15 protein-coding genes and 2 pseudogenes are annotated in these 18,490 nt (G+C 62.3%); 3 read left to right on the top strand and 14 right to left on the bottom strand.

The window, feature by feature from the left end; genetic code table 11:
- Positions 1-272 precede the first annotated feature (272 nt).
- From CQ12_RS46110 to CQ12_RS06860, 11 genes and pseudogenes are all read right to left on the bottom strand, one after another.
- Positions 273-503, bottom strand: a pseudogene (locus CQ12_RS46110) (SOS response-associated peptidase); the annotation flags it as partial.
- A 914-nt stretch (positions 504-1,417) separates the two neighbouring features.
- Positions 1,418-1,689, bottom strand: a pseudogene (locus CQ12_RS46115) (SOS response-associated peptidase family protein); the annotation flags it as partial.
- Positions 1,690-1,722: 33 nt separating this feature from the next.
- Positions 1,723-2,133 (bottom strand): lipocalin-like domain-containing protein, encoded by a 411-nt coding sequence (locus CQ12_RS41905; RefSeq protein ID WP_083519159.1) that lies wholly within the window; start codon positions 2,131-2,133, stop codon positions 1,723-1,725.
- 112 nt (positions 2,134-2,245) lie between these two features.
- Complete coding sequence (locus CQ12_RS06825; RefSeq protein ID WP_083519163.1) at positions 2,246-3,049, bottom strand: alpha/beta fold hydrolase; 804 nt, start codon at positions 3,047-3,049, stop codon at positions 2,246-2,248.
- Positions 3,050-3,416: 367 nt separating this feature from the next.
- Positions 3,417-5,162, bottom strand: a complete 1,746-nt coding sequence (locus CQ12_RS06830) for an adenylate/guanylate cyclase domain-containing protein (protein ID WP_063799689.1) — start codon at positions 5,160-5,162, stop codon at positions 3,417-3,419.
- Positions 5,163-5,853: 691 nt separating this feature from the next.
- On the bottom strand, positions 5,854-8,580 hold the full coding sequence (locus CQ12_RS06835) for a bifunctional diguanylate cyclase/phosphodiesterase (protein ID WP_057834576.1): 2,727 nt from the start codon (positions 8,578-8,580) through the stop codon (positions 5,854-5,856).
- A 258-nt stretch (positions 8,581-8,838) separates the two neighbouring features.
- Positions 8,839-9,111, bottom strand: coding sequence for a hypothetical protein (locus CQ12_RS06840; protein ID WP_157088041.1), 273 nt, complete (start codon positions 9,109-9,111; stop codon positions 8,839-8,841).
- A 108-nt stretch (positions 9,112-9,219) separates the two neighbouring features.
- The gene (moaC, locus tag CQ12_RS06845; RefSeq protein WP_057834578.1) at positions 9,220-9,720 is read right to left on the bottom strand and encodes a cyclic pyranopterin monophosphate synthase MoaC; all 501 of its coding nucleotides are present in this window, start codon (positions 9,718-9,720) and stop codon (positions 9,220-9,222) included.
- Between the two features lie 3 nt (positions 9,721-9,723).
- Positions 9,724-10,545, bottom strand: coding sequence for an indole-3-glycerol phosphate synthase TrpC (gene trpC, locus CQ12_RS06850; protein ID WP_057834579.1), 822 nt, complete (start codon positions 10,543-10,545; stop codon positions 9,724-9,726).
- 17 nt (positions 10,546-10,562) lie between these two features.
- Positions 10,563-11,576: an anthranilate phosphoribosyltransferase gene (gene trpD / locus CQ12_RS06855; RefSeq protein ID WP_057834580.1), complete on the bottom strand. Its 1,014-nt coding sequence runs from the start codon at positions 11,574-11,576 to the stop codon at positions 10,563-10,565.
- Between the two features lie 63 nt (positions 11,577-11,639).
- Positions 11,640-13,541, bottom strand: coding sequence for a peptidylprolyl isomerase (locus CQ12_RS06860; protein ID WP_057834581.1), 1,902 nt, complete (start codon positions 13,539-13,541; stop codon positions 11,640-11,642).
- A gap of 260 nt (positions 13,542-13,801) precedes the next feature.
- Between CQ12_RS06860 and tpiA the strand changes: the two genes are divergently transcribed.
- Positions 13,802-14,554, top strand: coding sequence for a triose-phosphate isomerase (gene tpiA / locus CQ12_RS06865; RefSeq protein ID WP_057834582.1), 753 nt, complete (start codon positions 13,802-13,804; stop codon positions 14,552-14,554).
- Here tpiA and CQ12_RS06870 read toward each other — a convergent pair.
- The 3 genes from CQ12_RS06870 to CQ12_RS06880 are packed head-to-tail and all read right to left on the bottom strand — an operon-like array spanning position 14,551 to position 16,019.
- The gene (locus CQ12_RS06870) at positions 14,551-15,084 is read right to left on the bottom strand and encodes a GNAT family N-acetyltransferase (protein WP_057834583.1); all 534 of its coding nucleotides are present in this window, start codon (positions 15,082-15,084) and stop codon (positions 14,551-14,553) included. The two genes, tpiA and CQ12_RS06870, sit on opposite strands and share 4 nt — an antisense overlap.
- Positions 15,085-15,105: 21 nt before the next feature.
- Positions 15,106-15,444, bottom strand: coding sequence for a hypothetical protein (locus CQ12_RS06875; RefSeq protein ID WP_063799690.1), 339 nt, complete (start codon positions 15,442-15,444; stop codon positions 15,106-15,108).
- A gap of 8 nt (positions 15,445-15,452) precedes the next feature.
- Positions 15,453-16,019, bottom strand: a complete 567-nt coding sequence (locus tag CQ12_RS06880) for a helix-turn-helix domain-containing protein (RefSeq protein ID WP_057834584.1) — start codon at positions 16,017-16,019, stop codon at positions 15,453-15,455.
- Between the two features lie 226 nt (positions 16,020-16,245).
- Here CQ12_RS06880 and secG point away from each other — a divergent pair, with 226 nt between their 5' ends.
- Together secG and pyrG are read left to right on the top strand one after the other, a co-directional pair.
- Positions 16,246-16,626 carry a preprotein translocase subunit SecG gene (secG, locus tag CQ12_RS06885; protein ID WP_057834585.1) on the top strand — a complete coding sequence of 127 codons (381 nt, stop codon included), beginning with the start codon at positions 16,246-16,248 and terminating at the stop codon, positions 16,624-16,626.
- A gap of 166 nt (positions 16,627-16,792) precedes the next feature.
- On the top strand, positions 16,793-18,424 hold the full coding sequence (gene pyrG, locus CQ12_RS06890; protein ID WP_057834586.1) for a CTP synthase: 1,632 nt from the start codon (positions 16,793-16,795) through the stop codon (positions 18,422-18,424).
- The last annotated feature ends 66 nt before the right edge of the window (positions 18,425-18,490 follow it).

Here is an 18,490-nt window from a genome sequence, read left to right on the forward strand (position 1 = left end):
TTTGACCGGGACCTGATCCGCGGAGGGCATTATGGCCAGCGGTCATGTGAACCGCGTAAACAGGCCGAACACATGGCCGCTCCGACCAACGCCGCAAAGTGAAGATTCTCCTTGCCAACCCGGAGCCGTCCACACATGGCCCTTAGCCGACATCGTGCAATGCCCGCTTCTCCGCCGCTGTCGAGGGATAAGCGGACATTGCAGATTGATGGGTAAACGCGCTAGGCAAATAGATCAGCGCCGCTCTGCGTTAGCCTGACGAACGTGCCACTTTAGTGCAATTCCAACGGCCGCTGCAGCGCCTTGGCTTCATCCCACGGCGCGCGCATCCAGATGTCGCGTTCCTCGTCAGTGATCAAGATTACCGGCATGGCCTTTGGATGGATCGGTTCGACGACAGCATTCGGCGACGTGGTCAGAAAGCCATAGATGTTGTGTGGGCCGGGGGTCGGCTTCGATTTCGTGCCACGACCGCCTTTGAATTCGGTCCAGATGACCGCGAAGCCGTTTTAGTCGGTAACTCCTTCAGCTTCCGCACGTAATAGCCTTGCGTCTGAACCGCCGACTTAATCTCGTCGCTGACTTTGAGAACCCTCTTCTTGGACTTGCGCCATCGCCCCGACTTGCCAGTAGGTATAGGAAGTCCCTTCCTAACAATGAGCAGATCGCGTCTTCCGTTTAGATAAACGTCGAACATGTGCCACCCCCGAGCCAACGAACGTTATCGCTTCGGAGCACAAGCGCAGGATGCAAAAATGCAACATCGCGCCGCTTTTTCTCGCTTCACACCCCCGCCCAGCGCTCCGACAATAGCAGATGGCTTTCAACTTGTGTCCTGTGAATAGTGGGGAATACTCCCGGTGTTAACCCAGCCACCTATAGTTTTCTGCTTGGATGTTGCTCGCATGTCACGAACACGCACCAACAGCTGTGAATTGGAGGCAAGTCGTTTCAGTCTAGCCTGCTAGGCGCGGCTGTTGGAACCCTACATGAAGGGGCCAACGATGCCGATTAACGACTTGATAGACCGATTGGTCGAAGAATGCCGTGGCGACGTTCACGGGGCGCTAAGGGCGCTCCTGTTGATCAACGAGCGTCTCGAAGCCGAGCTGCAATACTTCTATGCACAATCCCACCTCGATCCACCGCATCGAGGCACGCTGCACTAGACCATCATGACCTTAGTTAGACCAGAACAGCTCCTGCGCCGCATGGTTGGTTGACGCTGAATGTGACCGCTGCAGAAAGCGGTCCGCTGAATGTAGCAGGCCGCACATGCGCCGGCTGGAAACGCGAAGCTTCCCTCAAACGCCAGTCTCGCAAGGAAAAGGCAATCTGCCCCCGCCTGTGCATATTATCAGGGCATGATGCTGGCGACATCGGCTCCAGCGCGCATTTGACAAAGCTATTGGCACCAGACCAAGCATAGGTTCTCCGGCCTCAGCCACACGCGCCAATGCGGCGACGACGCGTTGCGGACGTTGGTCACTGGCGGGCCACCTGTGCGGGACGGCATGCCCCAGCGCATCATGACTAACTCGCGTTCGGTGCCCGCATTGCGGACGACCAGCGCGGGTAGTCCGGGAAGACGCCCGGCATCGGTGCAAGGTTGCCGACGTAGCGGTTGACGACGCGGAAGAGCGCGCGGATGGCTTCTTGGTTTGTCGAGATGGAGTAAAGGTTACACATCGACGACTATCCGGGATCATTCCTTCCGCCACATCAATACGAACCGAGTGTGCCGTCCGGGAAACCTCGGATGCTCTTGGAAATCCTCATGAGCAACAGATTATCGCCATCTCGCTTAAAGGTGCGAGGCTGTTCTGTACCTACCCAAGCCGGAAGCCATGCGCTATCAACTATCGTGCTGAGACGATTACCTTCGACACGGTATCGGCCAGAGTATGCACACATGCTGCCGATTAGTTGCTCGGGTGTGGCCGAAGCGGTGCGGTTACCCGCCGTCAGCAAAGCCAACAGTCGTCCGTCTTTAGTGAAAATAACAAATCCGACAGGATGCTCGTCCCAACCCTCCAACAGTTGTTGCGCGTCGCTACCTTCTGTTTCGACGTGAAACGAAACAAGCTTCCAAGTGCCCACAAGGGGATGGGACGTATCGGCAGGTTGATCCATCAACTTCTCCCGTGAAAACGGATCGGCGCTTTGGGCCAAAGCCGGAAGTCGGATGCGCGCGCCGCAACGTAAAACGACGCCATGTTGCGACGCGCGAAAGCCGGTGCTCCAATCAAGCAGCCTGCAGCAAAAGGTCGGTCAGCCAGTCCGGCTCGGCAATCATGACTGAGTGGCCGGATGTTGTATTTTCGATGGCCGTCCAAGACTTGTCAGCTTTGCAGTCTGCAAACGCCTTGTCCAATGCAGCTAACTGAAACTTCGGTAAGCGGATGTAGGTCTTCTTCGCTACCTTTTCGCGTGCTCCCGAGAGTTTCACGGGTTGCAGCCACGTGCCTATCGGTTGTGGGGTTACTTTCGACAGGACCCAAGCAACGTCTTTGGGATCGTTAAAGGCGGTCGGAGGTAGGGCTTTTGGAGCGGGGCGGCTGATTGCGCCTTCTTCCATTTGAAACGGCACTTGATCGCGGAATGACTGACCATCGGCGGGCTTCAGTGCATCAACCCAGACGATAGATGAGACACGGTTTCCGATACGTTCGAGTGCGCCCGATGCGGGGTATCCCGCGTACGAATGAGCGACAAGGCAAATGTCTGTGAGGTCTTCCCATTCGACGATATTGGCGATGTCCGCTATGTGCGTGTCGAGGTTTATGTCCTTGCTCAGGAGGTGTGAGCGCTCGGCCAATCCGGTCAGTGTGAGCGGATAAACTCTATGACCCTGCTTTACGAGCCTGTCCGAAACACGACGCCAACTCCAAGCTCCGTAAAAGGCACCCGGTACCAGAACGAAGGTCTTTTGCGCGGATTGAGCACGCGCGCTGCCAATGAACGCATCCGATGAAATTACCGAGCTTGCGCCTACTCCGGCCGCGAGACCACCGATCATTCTGCGGCGGGTGATGCTTGATACAGTCATGAAGTACTCCCCCTGCTTGAAAGTGGTTAAAAACGCGACAGTGTAGCCACCCATACCGGAGACTTGGAAGACAGTTGGCGATCCGCTGGACCGAATATTCGGCTGTGGGGGCCGCTTGGAATAGATCACCATCTAAACGCGGGGCTTGCCCGTCCGTAATCAACCACATCGCGTAATTGTGTACGGGATGGTACATAATTTAGGATCGATGTGATGATTTGCAAATATATTCATACGGGGCCGTCGCGCGGTCCCCGCTTTTTTCTACGCGTCCCAAAGGACCCGATAGCGGCGCGAGAGCGGCCGATCCGGGACCGCCGCTATGGGCCATAAGCCGTCGTTCGATCAGCTCGTCGCAGTTGGAGAGCTACTCGGGCAGCCCCGCCTTCTGAAGCCCCTCAATCAACAGCTTCACGTGTGATCGTCTGACCCGACCCATCCTCGCGGATATTGTGAAGGCGGGATCGACCTCAAGCATACGAGCCACCGCCTCACGCGCCTCCGCGTTACGTCCGAGATGGGCAAAGGCGGCCGCGAGACAGCGGTAAGCTGTCGCATACGAGAGGTTCTGACGAAGGGCCTTCTTCCCTGCGACGATGGCCTCGTCAAAGCGGCCGAGCTCAATAAGGGCGACCCCCATTCCGGTGAACGTTCGGTGTAGCAGCGGATCTAGCGGGCTCATGCGAATGGCACGTTCAAAGCTCCGGACCGCTTCCTCCGGTAGCCCCGCTATTTCATAGACCCAGCCTCGGCAGTTCCACACGAGGTATGAATTTGGGTTGAGCGCGACCGCCCGGTCAGCCATTTCGATTTCACTTTCACTTTCGCCGACCATGAACGCCGAGATGACGGCAGCAGACGCCAACGTGGCAGGATCGCTATCGTCGATACTCAATGCCAAGCGAGAAAGCCGAATTGCTTCCTTCCGGTCGAATTGAGGATCGTCCGTATAGCCAAAAAGGACCCTGTGCATGTGACTTGAGGCTGCCAGAGCCGCAACAAAGCCGAACCGAGGGTCCAGCTCCAAGGCACGATGAGCCAGCCTTATGATCTCGGCCAACCCTTCACGGGTCGGTTGGTAATGCTGTTGCATGGCTCGGAGATATAAATCATAGGCGGTGAGGTTCTCCGATCGCCGTCGCGTCGCCATCTCAATTTCTGCTTGAAGCAACTTTGGCTGAATGGCTGAGACGACAGCGGCCGTGACTTCGTCCTGAAGAGCGAAAACGTCTGTCAGGTCGCGCTCGAACCTGTCCGCCCATATATGTGCGCCTGTTACCGCGTCGATCAATTGCCCTGATATGCGAACTTTCCCAGCTGCCTTGCGCACTGACCCCTCAAGGACGTAGCGCACCCCAAGCCTGCGTCCAACTTCCTTGATATCGACTGCTTTGCCCTTGAACGTGAAGCTCGAATTGCGGGCGATTACGAACAACAATTTGAACCGCGAGAGCGCGGTGATGATCTCCTCAACCATTCCGTCTGCAAAATATTCCTGCTCGGGATCGCCGCTCATGTTCTCGAACGGCAGCACGGCGATAGACGGTTTGTCTGGGAGTGGAAGGGGCGCGCCCAACTTCTCGATCGGCGCGCCATACGCTCCCGCGCATAAGGAATAAGCGCGGACTGGCTTGGAGATGTTCTTGAGCTGCTGTTCGCCGCGATCCTCGAAGCCAACTTCCAGCTTGCCTTCAACTTCGCTGTATACCTTCTCGGAAATCAGGATGCCGCCCGGATCGGCGGCCCCTTCTAGCCGGACTGCAATGTTGATCCCGTCGCCAAAAAGATCGCCGTCAGCCCCGACGATAACCTCCCCGAGATTGACCCCAATGCGTAGCTTAAGGGAGCTTCGGCCTGACGCGATGCTTTCCTGCATCTCCACCGCGCATCGCACCGCAGCCGACGGACTTGCGAACTCGGCCAGCGCGCCGTCACCTGTGGTCTTGATCAGGCGCCCGTCGTGGCGGGAGAGGCTAGGCTCGATTACCTCGCGCTTCAGCCGCTCGAACGCGGCGTAGGTGGCTTCCTCGGCGCGTTGCATCAACGCAGAATAACCGACCACGTCGGCAGCCAAGATCGCCGCTAATCGCCTTTGAACCCGCTGCTCCGCCACAGCGCCCTCCGAACGACCAAGGCAAAACACGTCGCTGGGACGAGGAGCCTAGCACTTTGTTGTGGCCCGTGAGGCGGTATTCGCGGGAGGGGCCCTCCGGGTAGGCCGCGCCAGCGCATCATGTGAAACTAGGGCCTATGGGGGCCCAGCGGGTTTCGGAGGGCCTTCGGTTCGTCCGGCAGAAATCAGAGAACGCCTTAGTTTTCAAGCGTTTCGGCCGTTCTCAATAGCTCGGAAATACAGCTAGACATCAAGTCGTGTGGTCCTGACGCCCGTGGTTGGTGTCAAACCGGCGGAGGTTTTTGAAGCCCGACCGGGTTTTCAATGAACCGCCAATCTGTCGGCGACGGAGGCCAGAGGAATTCGGCTCCGGGGAGAGCGCGGCATAAGCCGTCAAACCATTGCGCAGGGAATGCCGGGCTGCTCCGGCTGTACCTGTATGCTCGTGTGCGCATTTCCTTAAGTGCATTTGCACACGGGACCGCGGGTGCGGCAAGCACCCGGCATTCCCTGCGCCCTCTCACTTCCGGCGCGAAACGATACATTACAACTCGGGCAAATCATGCTGCGAGAATGCAGACGCGTATCTTCACGTCATTACAAGCGCAGCGAAGAAATCGAGCGCTCGTCGCGTGATGAAATGGATTGCTTCGCTGCGCTCGCAATGACGGTGGTAAGCAGCGTTGCAGCGCTACGCCATCCGTGCGACCGGCTTGCGCTTGCGAGGCGGGCTTGGCGCCGCCTCGGGCTCCTGCCGGTGCTCCAGCAACAGCGGCCTCAACTCCGCCGCCGGCTTCGGCGCGCTGAACAGGTAGCCCTGCATTTCCGAGCAGCCGAGTTCGCGCAGCAATTCGCGCTGCGCTTCGGTTTCGACACCTTCGGCTGTTGTCGTCATGTGGCGATCGGCGGCGATGTTCACCACCGCCTGAACGATGGAGATCGAGCCTTCCGGCTCGGCGATATCGGTGATGAAGCAGCGGTCGATCTTGATCTTGTCGAACGGGAAACGCTGCAGATAGCTCAGCGACGAATAGCCGGTGCCGAAATCGTCAAGCGCGATACGGACCCCGATGGCGCGCAGATCGTGAAGCACGGCGAGCGCCGTCTCATCGTCCCTGATCAGCACGGCCTCGGTGATCTCGAGCTCCAGCCGGCTCGCGGGGAGGCCAGACGCGGCGAGCGCTCCCATCACCTTCAGCGCCAGCGTGCCGCTCTTGAACTGGATCGGCGAGACGTTGACCGCGAGCCTGATATCGTCGGGCCAGGTCACCGCCTCCTTGCAGGCGGTGGTGAGCACCCATTCGCCGAGCTGGTTGATCAGGCCGGTATCCTCGGCGAGCGGCACGAACTCGGCCGGCGAAATCATGCCGCGCTGCGGATGGCGCCAGCGCACCAGTGCCTCGCAGCCGGTGATCACGTTGGTCTGCAGGCCCAGACAGGGCTGGTAATAGACCTCGAAGCCGCCGTCGACCAGCGCCTGGCGCAGGTCCATCTCCAGGCTGCGGCGGGCGAGGACCTCGGCTTCCATATCCGGTTCGAAGAAGCGGTAGGTGCGACGGCCGGCGGCCTTGGCGGCGTACATCGCCAGATCCGCATTCTTCAGGATCTGGTCGATATCGGTGCCGTCCTGCGGCGCCAGCGCGATGCCGATGCTGGCGTCGGTGGTCACCTGATGGCCGAGGCATTGATAGGGCGAGCGGATCGCCTCGAAGATGCGGCTGACGAGCTTCATTACGTCGTCGGTATCCTCGATCCCGGACTGCACAATGGCGAACTCGTCGCCGCCGAGCCGGGCGACGAAATCGGATTTCCGTGTGCAGGCCGCGAGGCTGGCAGCGACCGATTTCAGCAGCTCGTCGCCGATCATGTGGCCGAGCGAATCGTTGACGCTCTTGAATTCGTCGATGTCGATATAGAGCACCGCCAAGGGCCGGGTCGGCGCGACAAAGGACAGTTCGTGCTTGAGCCGTTCGTGGAACAGCGTGCGGTTCGGGAGATCGGTCAGCGCATCGTAGTGGGCGAGATGGGTGATGCGCTCCTCGGCGCGCCGGCGCTCGGTGATATCTTCATGGGTCGCCAGCCATCCGCCGTCGGCGACCGGCTCGTTGACGACCTGGATCGAGCGCCCGTCGGGCGTCGAGATCACCATGGCGTTACGGTTCGCGACGTCGCGCAGCACGACCTCGACGTAATGATCGACATCGCCGACGAACGATCCGGTGTCCTTGCGGTGGGCGATCACCTCGCGGAAGCTGCAGCCAGGCTTCACGATGTCGGCCGACAGGCCGTACATTTCGAGATATCGCCTGTTGCAGATCACGAGATGCTGCTTCGCATCGAACAGCAGCAGGCCCTGCGTCATGTTGTTGACGGCGGTGTCGAGACGATGCTTTTCCAGCGTCAGCCGCTGCCTGGACGCGCGGTGCTGATGGGAAAGCTTGCGCACGACGAGGAACAGCAGAACGGCGATCGCCAGCACGGACAATCCGGTGACTGCAATCAGGATGCCGATCTGCTCGCGCCAGTCGGCGAGCGCGGCCGATATCGTGGTCGTTGCGGCGATCACGATCGGGAAATTCGTGAGCGCGCGGGACGAGATCAGCCGGTCCTCGCCATCGATCGGGCTGGTGAGGCGCGAGGTGCTGCGAGGCAGTTCGAAGATCTGTCGCTGGGCGGCCGGACCGGTCTTCAAATTCTGGCCGATCATGTCAGCGACATGCGGGTAGCGGGCGAGCAGCGTGCCGTCGCGGTGGAACATGGTGATGGAGGCGCCCGGTCCGAGCGTCACGGTGGCGAAGAATCGTTCGAAATTGACGGGCTCGATGCCGCGACCGATGACACCGAGGAATTCGCCCTTTGGCCCGGTGACCTTGCGGGCGATCACCGTGGTCCAGACGCCGGTGACGCGGCTGTAGACCGGCTCCATGAGCATATCAGGCGATTGCGGGCTGGACTTGAAGGCTCTGAAGAACGCGCGATCCGCCGAATTGACAGATGGCGCCGGCCAGGCGACGGACGCGTTGATCAAATTGCCGTCGGCATCAAAAATGTTGAGGCCGCCGACATAGGACACCGCGTCGATCTTGGATTTCAGCATCAGATGGATGTCGTGACCGGACATCCGGCGCTTGTAGTTTTCGGCGGTCGCGATCCCGCTGGAACGCATGAAGGTGATCAGGTCCTTGACGACCTGAAAATCCTCGAACTGCTGGTCGAAATGGCGGGCGAGCAGCAGCACGGTGTTTTCCAACTCGCGCTCGCTGTTGCGCAGCGCGCGCTCGCGGAAATTGCCAGCCATGACGGTCGCGCCGATCGCGATGGCGGCGATCAGGAGCAAGCCGCCGAAGATCAGCCAGCGGATCGGGCCGCCGCGAACGGCGGATGCGAATCTGAATGATTTCGTGCCGGTCGAAGCCATGGACCACGATCGCTGCCGGGGATGAACAGCCGGAAGCGGCGTTCTCCCAATCCCGACCCATGACGTCGATACCGCGCCGAGATGGAATTGACGTTAGCAAGCCTGGTTAATGAAGGGTTAGCTGGTGGCAAAAGGTTCCGTCGGCAACCAGAGGGGGCCATGGAGCCGGCAAGGAGCGACCGGAAAAAAACGGCGTACCGGATGCTCACGGTCCGCCGATCGGAAGGATGCGAGAGTGCTAGGCCAGAGCCGCAGCTCTCACTGCATGCGGGTTACTGATCTGCGGGCGCGGCTCCTCGCGACGCCGACCGTCTGGCCGCTGTTCGGCAGGTAGTAGCCATGAGAGTAGCCCTGGTTGAGGCGAAGCCAGGCGTCACCGGTATAGGGATTGCCCGGACCTTTGTTCTGGCAATTGGCGTTCGGATAGAAGAACGCGCAATAGCCAGGTTCGCTCATGACCTGTTGTGCCGTGGAGGGGGCTGTCATCACGGCCAACGCAGCCGCAGCGCCCACAAGCCTGTATCTCGACATCGGATTCCTCCCCGTGAAGGGTCCCGGAAGAAACAACCCCGCCACTACGGCCTCATTCCTCGCGGCAGCGGTCACGCAAGCGTGAGCGCTGCAGCGTCGGCTGTCGGCTCAGCGCTCCGCGCGATAATGGCCGGACTTGCCGCCGATCTTCTCGACGAGATGGATGCCCTCGATGCGAACGCCGCGCTCGACCGCCTTGATCATGTCGTAGATCGTCAGACACGCGACCGACACCGCGGTGAGCGCTTCCATCTCGACCCCGGTCGGGCCGGTGACCTTGACGGTAGCGCGGACGATGCAGCCGGGCAGTTTCTTGTCGGGCGTGACGTCGAGCGTCACCTTGGACAGCGCCAGCGGATGGCAGAGCGGGATCAGTTCCGACGTGCGCTTGGCCGCCATGATGCCGGCGATGCGCGCGGCGCCCAGCACGTCGCCCTTCTTGGCATTGCCGGAGATAATCAGGTCAAGCGTCGCCTTGCCCATGACGACACGGCCTTCGGCTACCGCCGTGCGCCCGGTGGCGGCCTTGTCCGAGACGTCGACCATCCGCGCTTCGCCCGACGCATCGATATGGGTGAGGGCGCCGCCTTTGGAAGCCTTCCGCGGCATTGGCTAACCGGTCCCGGTCGCACGCGGTGTGGCGACGCGCGTCAGCAGCGTGCGGGTCGCAGCCGTCACGTCGGTCTGCCGCATCAGGCTTTCGCCGACCAGGAAGGTCGACATGCCGACGCGTTCGAGGCGGGCAAGATCGTCAGGCGTGAAGATGCCGCTCTCGCCAACCATCAGGCGATCGCGCGGGATCAGCGGCGCCAGCGCCTCGCTGGTTGCCAGCGTGGTCTCGAAGGTGCGCAAATTGCGGTTGTTGACGCCGATCATCGGCGAGCGAAGCTTTAACGCGCGATCGAGTTCCGTCCGGTCGTGGATTTCGATCAGCACGTCCATGCCGAGCGCAATCGCCGCGTCCTCGATATCCTTGGCCACGGCGTCGTCGAGCGCCGCCATGATGATCAGGATGCAGTCCGCGCCATGCGCGCGGGCTTCCACCACCTGGTAGGTATCGAACAGGAAATCCTTGCGCAGCACCGGCAAATTGGTTGCCGCGCGCGCCGCCACCATGAAGTCAAGATGGCCCTGGAACGAGGGCGCATCCGTGAGCACGGAGAGGCACGCCGCGCCACCGGCCTCGTAGGCTTTTGCCAGTACCGGCGGATCGAAATCGGCGCGAATGAGCCCCTTGGACGGCGAGGCCTTCTTGACTTCGGCAATCAGCGCATAATCGCTGCGGTCGAGCTTTTCCTGGATCGCGCGCACAAACCCACGCGGCGGCGGCGCCGTCCTGGCGCGGGCTTCGACCTCGGCAAGCGAATGGGCGCGCTTGGCCGCGGCGATCTCTTCGCGCTTGTAGGTCTCGATCTTGGTCAGGATATCGGACATCTCTTACCGCCCCCGGATCAGCCGCGCGAGACCGCGACGAGATGCTTCAGCCGTGCCGCCGCCGCGCCACTGTCGAGCGACTTGACGCCGAGCGCCACGCCCTCTTTCAGGTCCCTGGCGCGCCCGGCCACGATCAGCGCCGCCGCGGCGTTGAGCAGCGCGACGTCGCGATAGGGGCTGGGCTTGCCGTTGAGCACGCCCTGCAGCGCCTCGGCATTGGCATCGGCGTCACCACCCTTGAGCGCGTCGTTGTTGCAGCAGACGAGGCCGGCATCTTCCGGCTTGATCTCGAAGGTAGTGATCTTGCCGTTGTCGAGGCTCGCCACAAAGCTCGGGCCGGTGAGGGTGATCTCATCGAGCCCGTCGGAGCCGTGCACGACCCAGACGGATTCGGAGCCGAGGTTTTTCAGAACCTGTGCCAGGGGTTGCACCCATTGCCGGGAGAACACGCCGACCATCTGCCGCTTCACGCCAGCGGGATTGGAGAGCGGGCCGAGCAGATTGAAGATCGTGCGGGTAGCGAGTTCGACCCGGGTCGGGCCGACATTCTTCATCGCCGGATGATGCGCGGGCGCGAACATGAAGCCGATGCCCGCTTCTGCCACGCAGCGGCCGACCTGGTCGGGCGTGAGATCGATCTTGACGCCAAGCGAAGCCAGGACGTCGGCCGCGCCCGAGCGCGACGACAGCGCGCGGTTGCCATGCTTGGCGACGGGCACGCCGGCGCCGGCGACGATGAAGGAAGCGCAGGTCGAGACGTTGACCGAACCGGAGCCGTCGCCGCCGGTGCCGACCACGTCGACGGCGTCCGCAGGCGCCTTGACCCGCAGCATCTTGCCGCGCATCGCCGACACAGCGCCGGTGATCTCGTCGACGGTTTCGCCGCGGACCCTGAGCGCCATCAACAGGCCACCCATCTGCGAAGGCGTCGCCTCGCCGGACATCATGGCGTCGAAGGCGGACGCCGCTTCGTCACGTGACAGCGTCGCACCGGTGGCGACTTTTCCGATGATAGATTTGAGGTCGTCCATCGCTTGGCTTTCAGGATTGGGTGTCGTCGTGAAGCACGACCGGCCTTCGCGGGCCGATCATGCTCAGTTATTAGCGCCCGTCACCTGCGCGAAGGCGGCCTGGTTGATGGAAGTGCCGATGATCGATTCGATCTTCGTGATGTATTGCGCGACCTGTTCGTCGTTCATCCCGCGCTGCAGCGTCTCCTTGAGCTTCTTCAGCTCCTCCGAGGCGACGTCGACCGAAGGCACGGTCACGTCGGTGACGCGGAAGACGATCCACTCGCTGCCGCCGGCGCCCGGCGTCTGTCCGACGCCGTCCTTGGGCGTCCGGAACGCGGCCGTGATGACGGCGGAGGGCACGCCGGAAAGCGAGGCATCGCGGCGGAAGCCGGCCGCGGTCTCGACCTTCGATCCGACCGAAGCTGCGACCTCGGCAAGCGTGCTGCCCTGTTCGACTTTCTGCACCATCTCGGTCGCCTTCGCGCGCAGCTTGTTGGAAATCTGGTCCTCGCGCCATTTCGCCTCGACCTGGCTGCGGACCTCGTCGAGCGGGCGCTCGCGCGAGGGCGTGATGCCGAGCACGTCGTACCAGACATAGCCGCCGGCAAACTGGATCGGTTCGCTGTCGACGCCGATATCGCTGTTGAAGGCCTGCGAGACCACGTCGAGCCCGCGCGGAATGTTGGCCACCGGCTGGCCGTCGGGCGTGCGGCCGGAGCGGTCGACGGCTTCGATCGTGACCGGGCTCAGGCCGAGCTTCTGCGCAGCCTCGACGATGTTGGCGCCGCCGCTGCGCTCGTCTTCCATCTTGTTCTGGAGCTCGCTGACCTTGGCACGCGCGCGTTCGGTCGCGATCTCCTTCTTCACCTGGGCCGCCACGTTTTCAAAAGTCGGCACCGTGCCCGGCTCGATCTTGCCGACCTTGATCAGCGCCACGCCGAAACGGCCCTGCACCGGCTGGCTGACTTCGCCTGTGCCAAGCGAAAACGCCGCATCCGCAATCGCCGGATCGATGATCGCGGTCTTTGCGATCAGGCCGAGGTCGACGTCGGCCAGATTGAGATTGCGCTCCTTGGCAACGTCGTCGAACGACGTTCCCGACGTGATGCGGCTGCGCGCGGCCTGCGCCTCGCCTTCGTTCGGAAAGAACATTTGCGACACTTCGCGCTTTTCCGGCGTGCCGAGCTGGTCGCGACGCTGCTCGAAGACCTTCTTCGCGTCCTCGTCGGAAACCTCGATCCACTTGCCGATCTCTTCCGGGCTGATCACGACAAACGACAGTTTGCGATATTCAGGCGCGCGGAACTGGGTCTTGCGGTCCTCGAAATAGGCGGCCAGCGCTTCGGGCGAGGGCGGGTCGATGGTGCCGGCCTGTGCGGCGTCGAGTTTGATGAATTCGATCGAGCGCTGTTCGTTCTGGAAGCGGGCGAGCGCCTCGAGCAGGACCTTCGGCGGCTCGAGGCCAGCCGAGACGGTGCCGGCGATCTGGCGGCGCAGCCCGACTCGCCGCTGCTCGTTGAGATAGCGTTGCTCGGTGTAGCCGAACTGGCGAATCGTGGCCTGGAAGCGGGCCGGGTCGAACTTGCCGCCCAATCCCTTGAAGTTCGGGTCGTTGTAGATCAGCCGCATGGTCTCTTCCTGCGACTGCGCGAGTCCCATGCGCCGGGCCTCCTCGTCGAGCGCGGCCTCGGCGATGGTCTGTTGCAGCACCTGGCGGTCGATGCCGAATGCGCGCGCCTGTTCAGAGGTCAGCGGGCGGCCGAACGTGCGGCCGAGCTGCTGCAGCTTTTCCGTGTAGATCTGGCGGAATTGGTCGATCGAAATCTCGGTCCCGCCAACCTTGGCGAGCGACGACTGGCCAAACCCCTTGAAGATGTCGGCAATGCCCCAAACTGCGAAACTGACAATCAAAACGCCCATCACGGTGGCCATGACAATCTTGCCGAGCCAGTTTGATGAGGCTTTCCGAATTCCTCGAAGCATGGGTCCAACTTGTTTTTTGAAGGAGAGGGAACCGGGTCGTGCCCAGGGGAATTCGATCCGGGACCGAATTCCGCAACAGGGCGTCACCGAGTTGATAACGCATCATAAAGTGGCCGCAGCCCCCTCGCAACCTCGGCCATATGGGCCAATTGAAGCGGTTAACGGTTGGGGGATCGCCTGACGGGTATCTGGAACTGACGGCGCGCCTCTGCTAGCGCATCTGCAAGCCACAAAGTCTGACATTTTTGCGGGAACTTGACATGACCGAAGCCATCCGGCCTCTGATCGCGGGCAACTGGAAAATGAACGGCCTGAAATCCGCCCTGGGTGAATTCGAGGCAATGATCGCGGGCGCGGGTGCCCTGGCCGGCAAGGCCGACCTGCTGGTCTGCCCCCCGGCGACCCTGATCGGGGGTTTCGCCGACAAGGCACTCGGCTCAAAACTCGCCGTCGGGGCCCAGGATTGCCACGCCAAGGCCTCGGGCGCCCATACCGGCGATCTCTCGGCGGAAATGCTGGCGGATGCCGGCGCCAGCGCCATCATTGTCGGACATTCGGAGCGCCGCGCCGACCATGGCGAAATCGACGCGGTGGTTCGGCAGAAGGCGGAAGCGGCCTGGCGGGCGGGCCTTCTGGCCATAGTCTGCATCGGCGAGACGCAGAAGCAGCGCGATGCCGGCCAGACGCTGGATATCTGCGGTGGGCAGCTTGCGGGCTCATTGCCTGACGGTGCAACGGCGGCCAATCTGGTGGTGGCCTATGAGCCGGTCTGGGCGATCGGCACCGGGCTGACGCCGACGCCCGGGGATGTCGAGCAGGTTCATCGCTTTATCCGCGGTGTTCTCACCAGCCGATTTAAGGCGGAAGGCGGCAAGATCCGGATCCTCTACGGTGGATCGGTCAAGCCCTCCAATGCAGCGGAGTTGATGGCGGTCACTGACGTCAACGGCGCGCTCGTCGGCGGCGCCAGTTTGAAGGCGACGGATTTTCTGGCGATCGCGGAAGCATGCTAGCCCACGCGGGCTTCCTGCAACTTCTTCCAGTAAATCAGCGTGCCGGTGAGGCCACCATGGGGCTTGAACGCGTAGTCCGGAATCACGCCGGTCAGCTTGAATCCCATCCGCTCGTACAGTCCCGCCGCGCCTTCATCCTCGGCGGTGTCAAGCACCAGTAGCCAACGCTGATGCGCGATCGCCAGCCGTTCGGCTTCACGCAACAGCGCCGTCGCGATCCCGCGATGGCGGTGACTGACGCGCGTCATCATTTTCGCGATCTCGGCGCGGTGCGGCTGGTTCGGCGGCAGATCGAGCAGCAGCGTGACGGTCCCGATCAGCTCATCGCCGTCAAAGGCGCCGAGGATGATCCGCTCGCCGCGGTCCGCGGCGCTGAGCGAGTTGGACCAGAATGCTTCCGCCGCTTCCCGTGACAGCGGATGCATGAAGCTGACCGAGCCGCCATTGGCGACCGTCTCGATCAGTATTTCACCAAGCACCGCGCGAACTTCGGGCGAAGGCTTCAAGGCTTTGATCTGGATGTTCGACATGAGGATGAGTTTCCGCGGGGTTCAGCTTCGATGATTGGCGGTGCGCAAGACGCGTGCCCGCTTGATCTCTGCAATACGCTCGACATCCTCGAGCTGCAGGTGACGACCGCGTTCGAGAATTTCGAGCGTGTATTCTTCGTAGGTGAGGCCGAGCCGCTCCGCTTTGCTGATCCGAAACGCGACGATGCCGGGCGAAGGATTTTTCCAGGCCGCGCGGTGCGCCGCCTTCCAGTAGAAATAATTGCCGATTCCGCCGTGGCCCCATTCAGGTCGGTGCTCGTCCTCAAGCGGCGGACCACCATTGTGGCCGGCGGGGGCGGCGAGGTCGTCCGGAGAGTTCCTGAGTTCGACCCCCGTCATCGGTACGCCTAGCTCCGTGCGAGCGCGACGACGTAGGTGCAGGGCGCGTTACTTTCGTTGGCAAACGTCGCTTCCGCCGGCGGGCCGAATCCGAGGCAGTCGCCGGCGCCTAGCTCGTGGCGAACGCCGCCATCGATGAGGACAAGGGCGCCCGACAACACCCAGAGCACCTGGCGGATGTGGGCGTAGGACGAAGCGGGCAGCGTTACGCGCTGCTTCGCCGGCATCTCGACCTTGATGATCTCGATGGGATGATCGGGCCGGTTGAACACCTGGCGTCTCAAATAGCCGGTCTCGGGATCGCGCCACACCGGCTGCTCGGCGGCGCGCGATAGACGCCCGCCCTGGCTTTCGGCGCGCAGCATCAGGCCGGCGAGGGTGAGGTCGAAGGCGCTGGCGAGCCGCACCAGCACCACCGCGGTCGGGCTGACCTCCGCGCGCTCGATCTTGCTGATCGTGGCTTTGGAAACCCCGGAGCGTTCGGCGAGATCGGCCAGCGACCAGCCGCGGCTGTCGCGCTCAAGCCGCAGGCGCTGGGCGAGGCGGACGCCCAGATCGTCTACTATAGTGTCCATTCGTCTATTATATGAGAAATTGCGATGACCACAAGTCCCGATGCGAGTGTCCTGCGAGAGGTGTGGACAGCCTTGCCGCGGCGCCTGCGGCAATTATCTCCACAGCGGCTCTTGGGGGTGACAATGCCCCGTCCGATCGTGTAACACCGCGCAACTTCAGGAAAACCCGCAAGCTCTTGGTGCAGCCGAAGCCCGGCGCTCTTGGCTTGTGACGGAAGGTTTTAAGATGCAGACCGTCCTTATCGTCGTTCACCTCATGATCGTCGCCGTGCTGATCGGCGCCGTGCTGCTGCAGAAGTCCGAAGGCGGCGGCCTCGGCATGGGCGGCGGCGCCGGCTTCATGTCGAGCCGCGGCACCGCCAATCTGTTGACGCGGACGACCGCGATTCTCGCGGGGCTTTTCTTTGTGACCAGCATGGCGCTGGCCTGGCTCGCGGGCGTCGATCGCAAGCCGGCATCGATCCTCGGCGCCCCGCCGGCGACTCAATCGCAGCCGGGTGGCGCAACGCCGGTCGCTCCGCCGACTTCCGGTGGCGTGCTCGATACGCTCAAGAAGGTGGATGAACAGCAGGCTCCGTCGGGCCCGCAGGCGCCGCGTTCGCAATAAAGCAGGGTGGCCATGCAGGACGGGCTCTACCGTCCTGCATCAGAATTTCCCATCAATGCTCTGAAATCGCTTCAAATTTAACGTCACCCACAGCCCGGCAAAATGTTTGCCCGTGCACGCGATTCGTTTTGGAGAATCGGGGCAGTGGCCTTAAAGGTAGAATCCCATGGCGCGGTACATATTCATAACCGGCGGCGTGGTTTCTTCGCTCGGAAAGGGTCTGGCTTCGGCGGCACTCGGTGCCCTGCTGCAGGCCCGCGGGTACAAGGTCCGTCTCCGCAAACTCGACCCCTATCTCAACCTCGATCCCGGAACGATGTCGCCGTATCAACACGGCGAAGTGTTCGTGACCGATGACGGCGCCGAGACCGATCTCGATCTTGGCCACTACGAGCGCTTCACCGGACGTCCGGCCACCAAGGCCGACAATATCACCACCGGGCGCATCTACCAGGACATCATCACCAAGGAGCGCCGCGGCGACTATCTCGGCGCCACCATCCAGGTCGTTCCGCACGTCACCAACGCGATCAAGGAATTCGTCGTCTCCGGCAACGACGAATATGATTTCGTGCTGGTGGAGATCGGCGGCACCGTCGGCGATATCGAGGGCCTGCCGTTCTTCGAAGCGATCCGCCAGCTCAAGAACGAGCTGCCGCGCGATCACGCCGTCTACATTCACCTGACGCTGCTGCCCTACATTCCAAGCGCCGGCGAACTTAAGACGAAGCCGACCCAGCACTCGGTGAAGGAACTGCGCTCGATCGGCATACAGCCGGATATCCTGTTGTGCCGCACCGACCGCGAAATCCCGAAGGAAGAGCGCCGCAAGCTCGGGCTGTTCTGCAACGTGCGCGAAAGCGCCGTGATCGAGGCGAGGGACGTCGACAACATCTATGCCGTGCCTGAGGCCTATCACGTCGCCGGCCTCGACGACGAGGTGCTGGCCGCGTTCGGCATCAGTTCGAAGATTCCGCCGGCGCTGCAGAGCTGGAACGTCATCAACGAGCGCGTACGCAATCCGGAAGGCGCGGTGACCATTGCCATCGTCGGCAAATACACCGGCATGAAGGATGCCTACAAATCGCTGATCGAGGCGCTGTCGCACGGCGGCATCGCCAACAAGGTGAAGGTCAATCTCGACTGGATCGAAAGCGAGGTGTTCGAGAACGAGGACCCGGCGCCGTTCCTCGAACACGTCAACGGCATTCTGGTGCCCGGCGGCTTTGGCCAGCGCGGCGCGGAAGGCAAGATCCGCGCGGCGCAGTTCGCGCGCGAGCGGGATGTGCCGTATTTCGGCATCTGCTTCGGCATGCAGATGGCCGTGATCGAGGCCGCGCGCAATCTGGTCGGCATCGAGGACGCTAACTCCACCGAGTTCGGCCCGACCAAGGAGCCGCTGGTGGGCCTGATGACGGAATGGCTGCGTGGCAATGAACTGGAGAAGCGATCGCAGTCGGGCGACCTCGGCGGCACCATGCGGCTCGGCGCCTACCCGGCGGCGCTGAAGCGCGGCAGCCGCGTCTCGGAAGTCTATGGCGGCGCCACCGAGATTTCGGAGCGCCACCGCCACCGCTACGAGGTCAACACTGCCTATAAGGACCGCCTCGAACAGCACGGCCTGCGCTTCTCGGGGCTGTCGCCCGACGGCGTGCTGCCGGAGATCGTCGAATACGAGGACCATCCCTGGTTCATTGGCGTGCAATTCCATCCCGAGCTGAAGTCGCGCCCGTTCGAGCCGCACCCGCTGTTCGCGTCGTTCATTCAGGCGGCGGCGAAGCAGAGCCGACTGGTGTAGGTACTCTTCACCCGCCCCTTGAGGGGGCGGGTCGACGCGCGCATCGCGCGCGGCGGGGGGGGGGGG

Source organism: Bradyrhizobium jicamae (assembly GCF_001440395.1).
In the GTDB taxonomy this organism is placed as follows: Bacteria; Pseudomonadota; Alphaproteobacteria; order Rhizobiales; family Xanthobacteraceae; genus Bradyrhizobium; species Bradyrhizobium jicamae.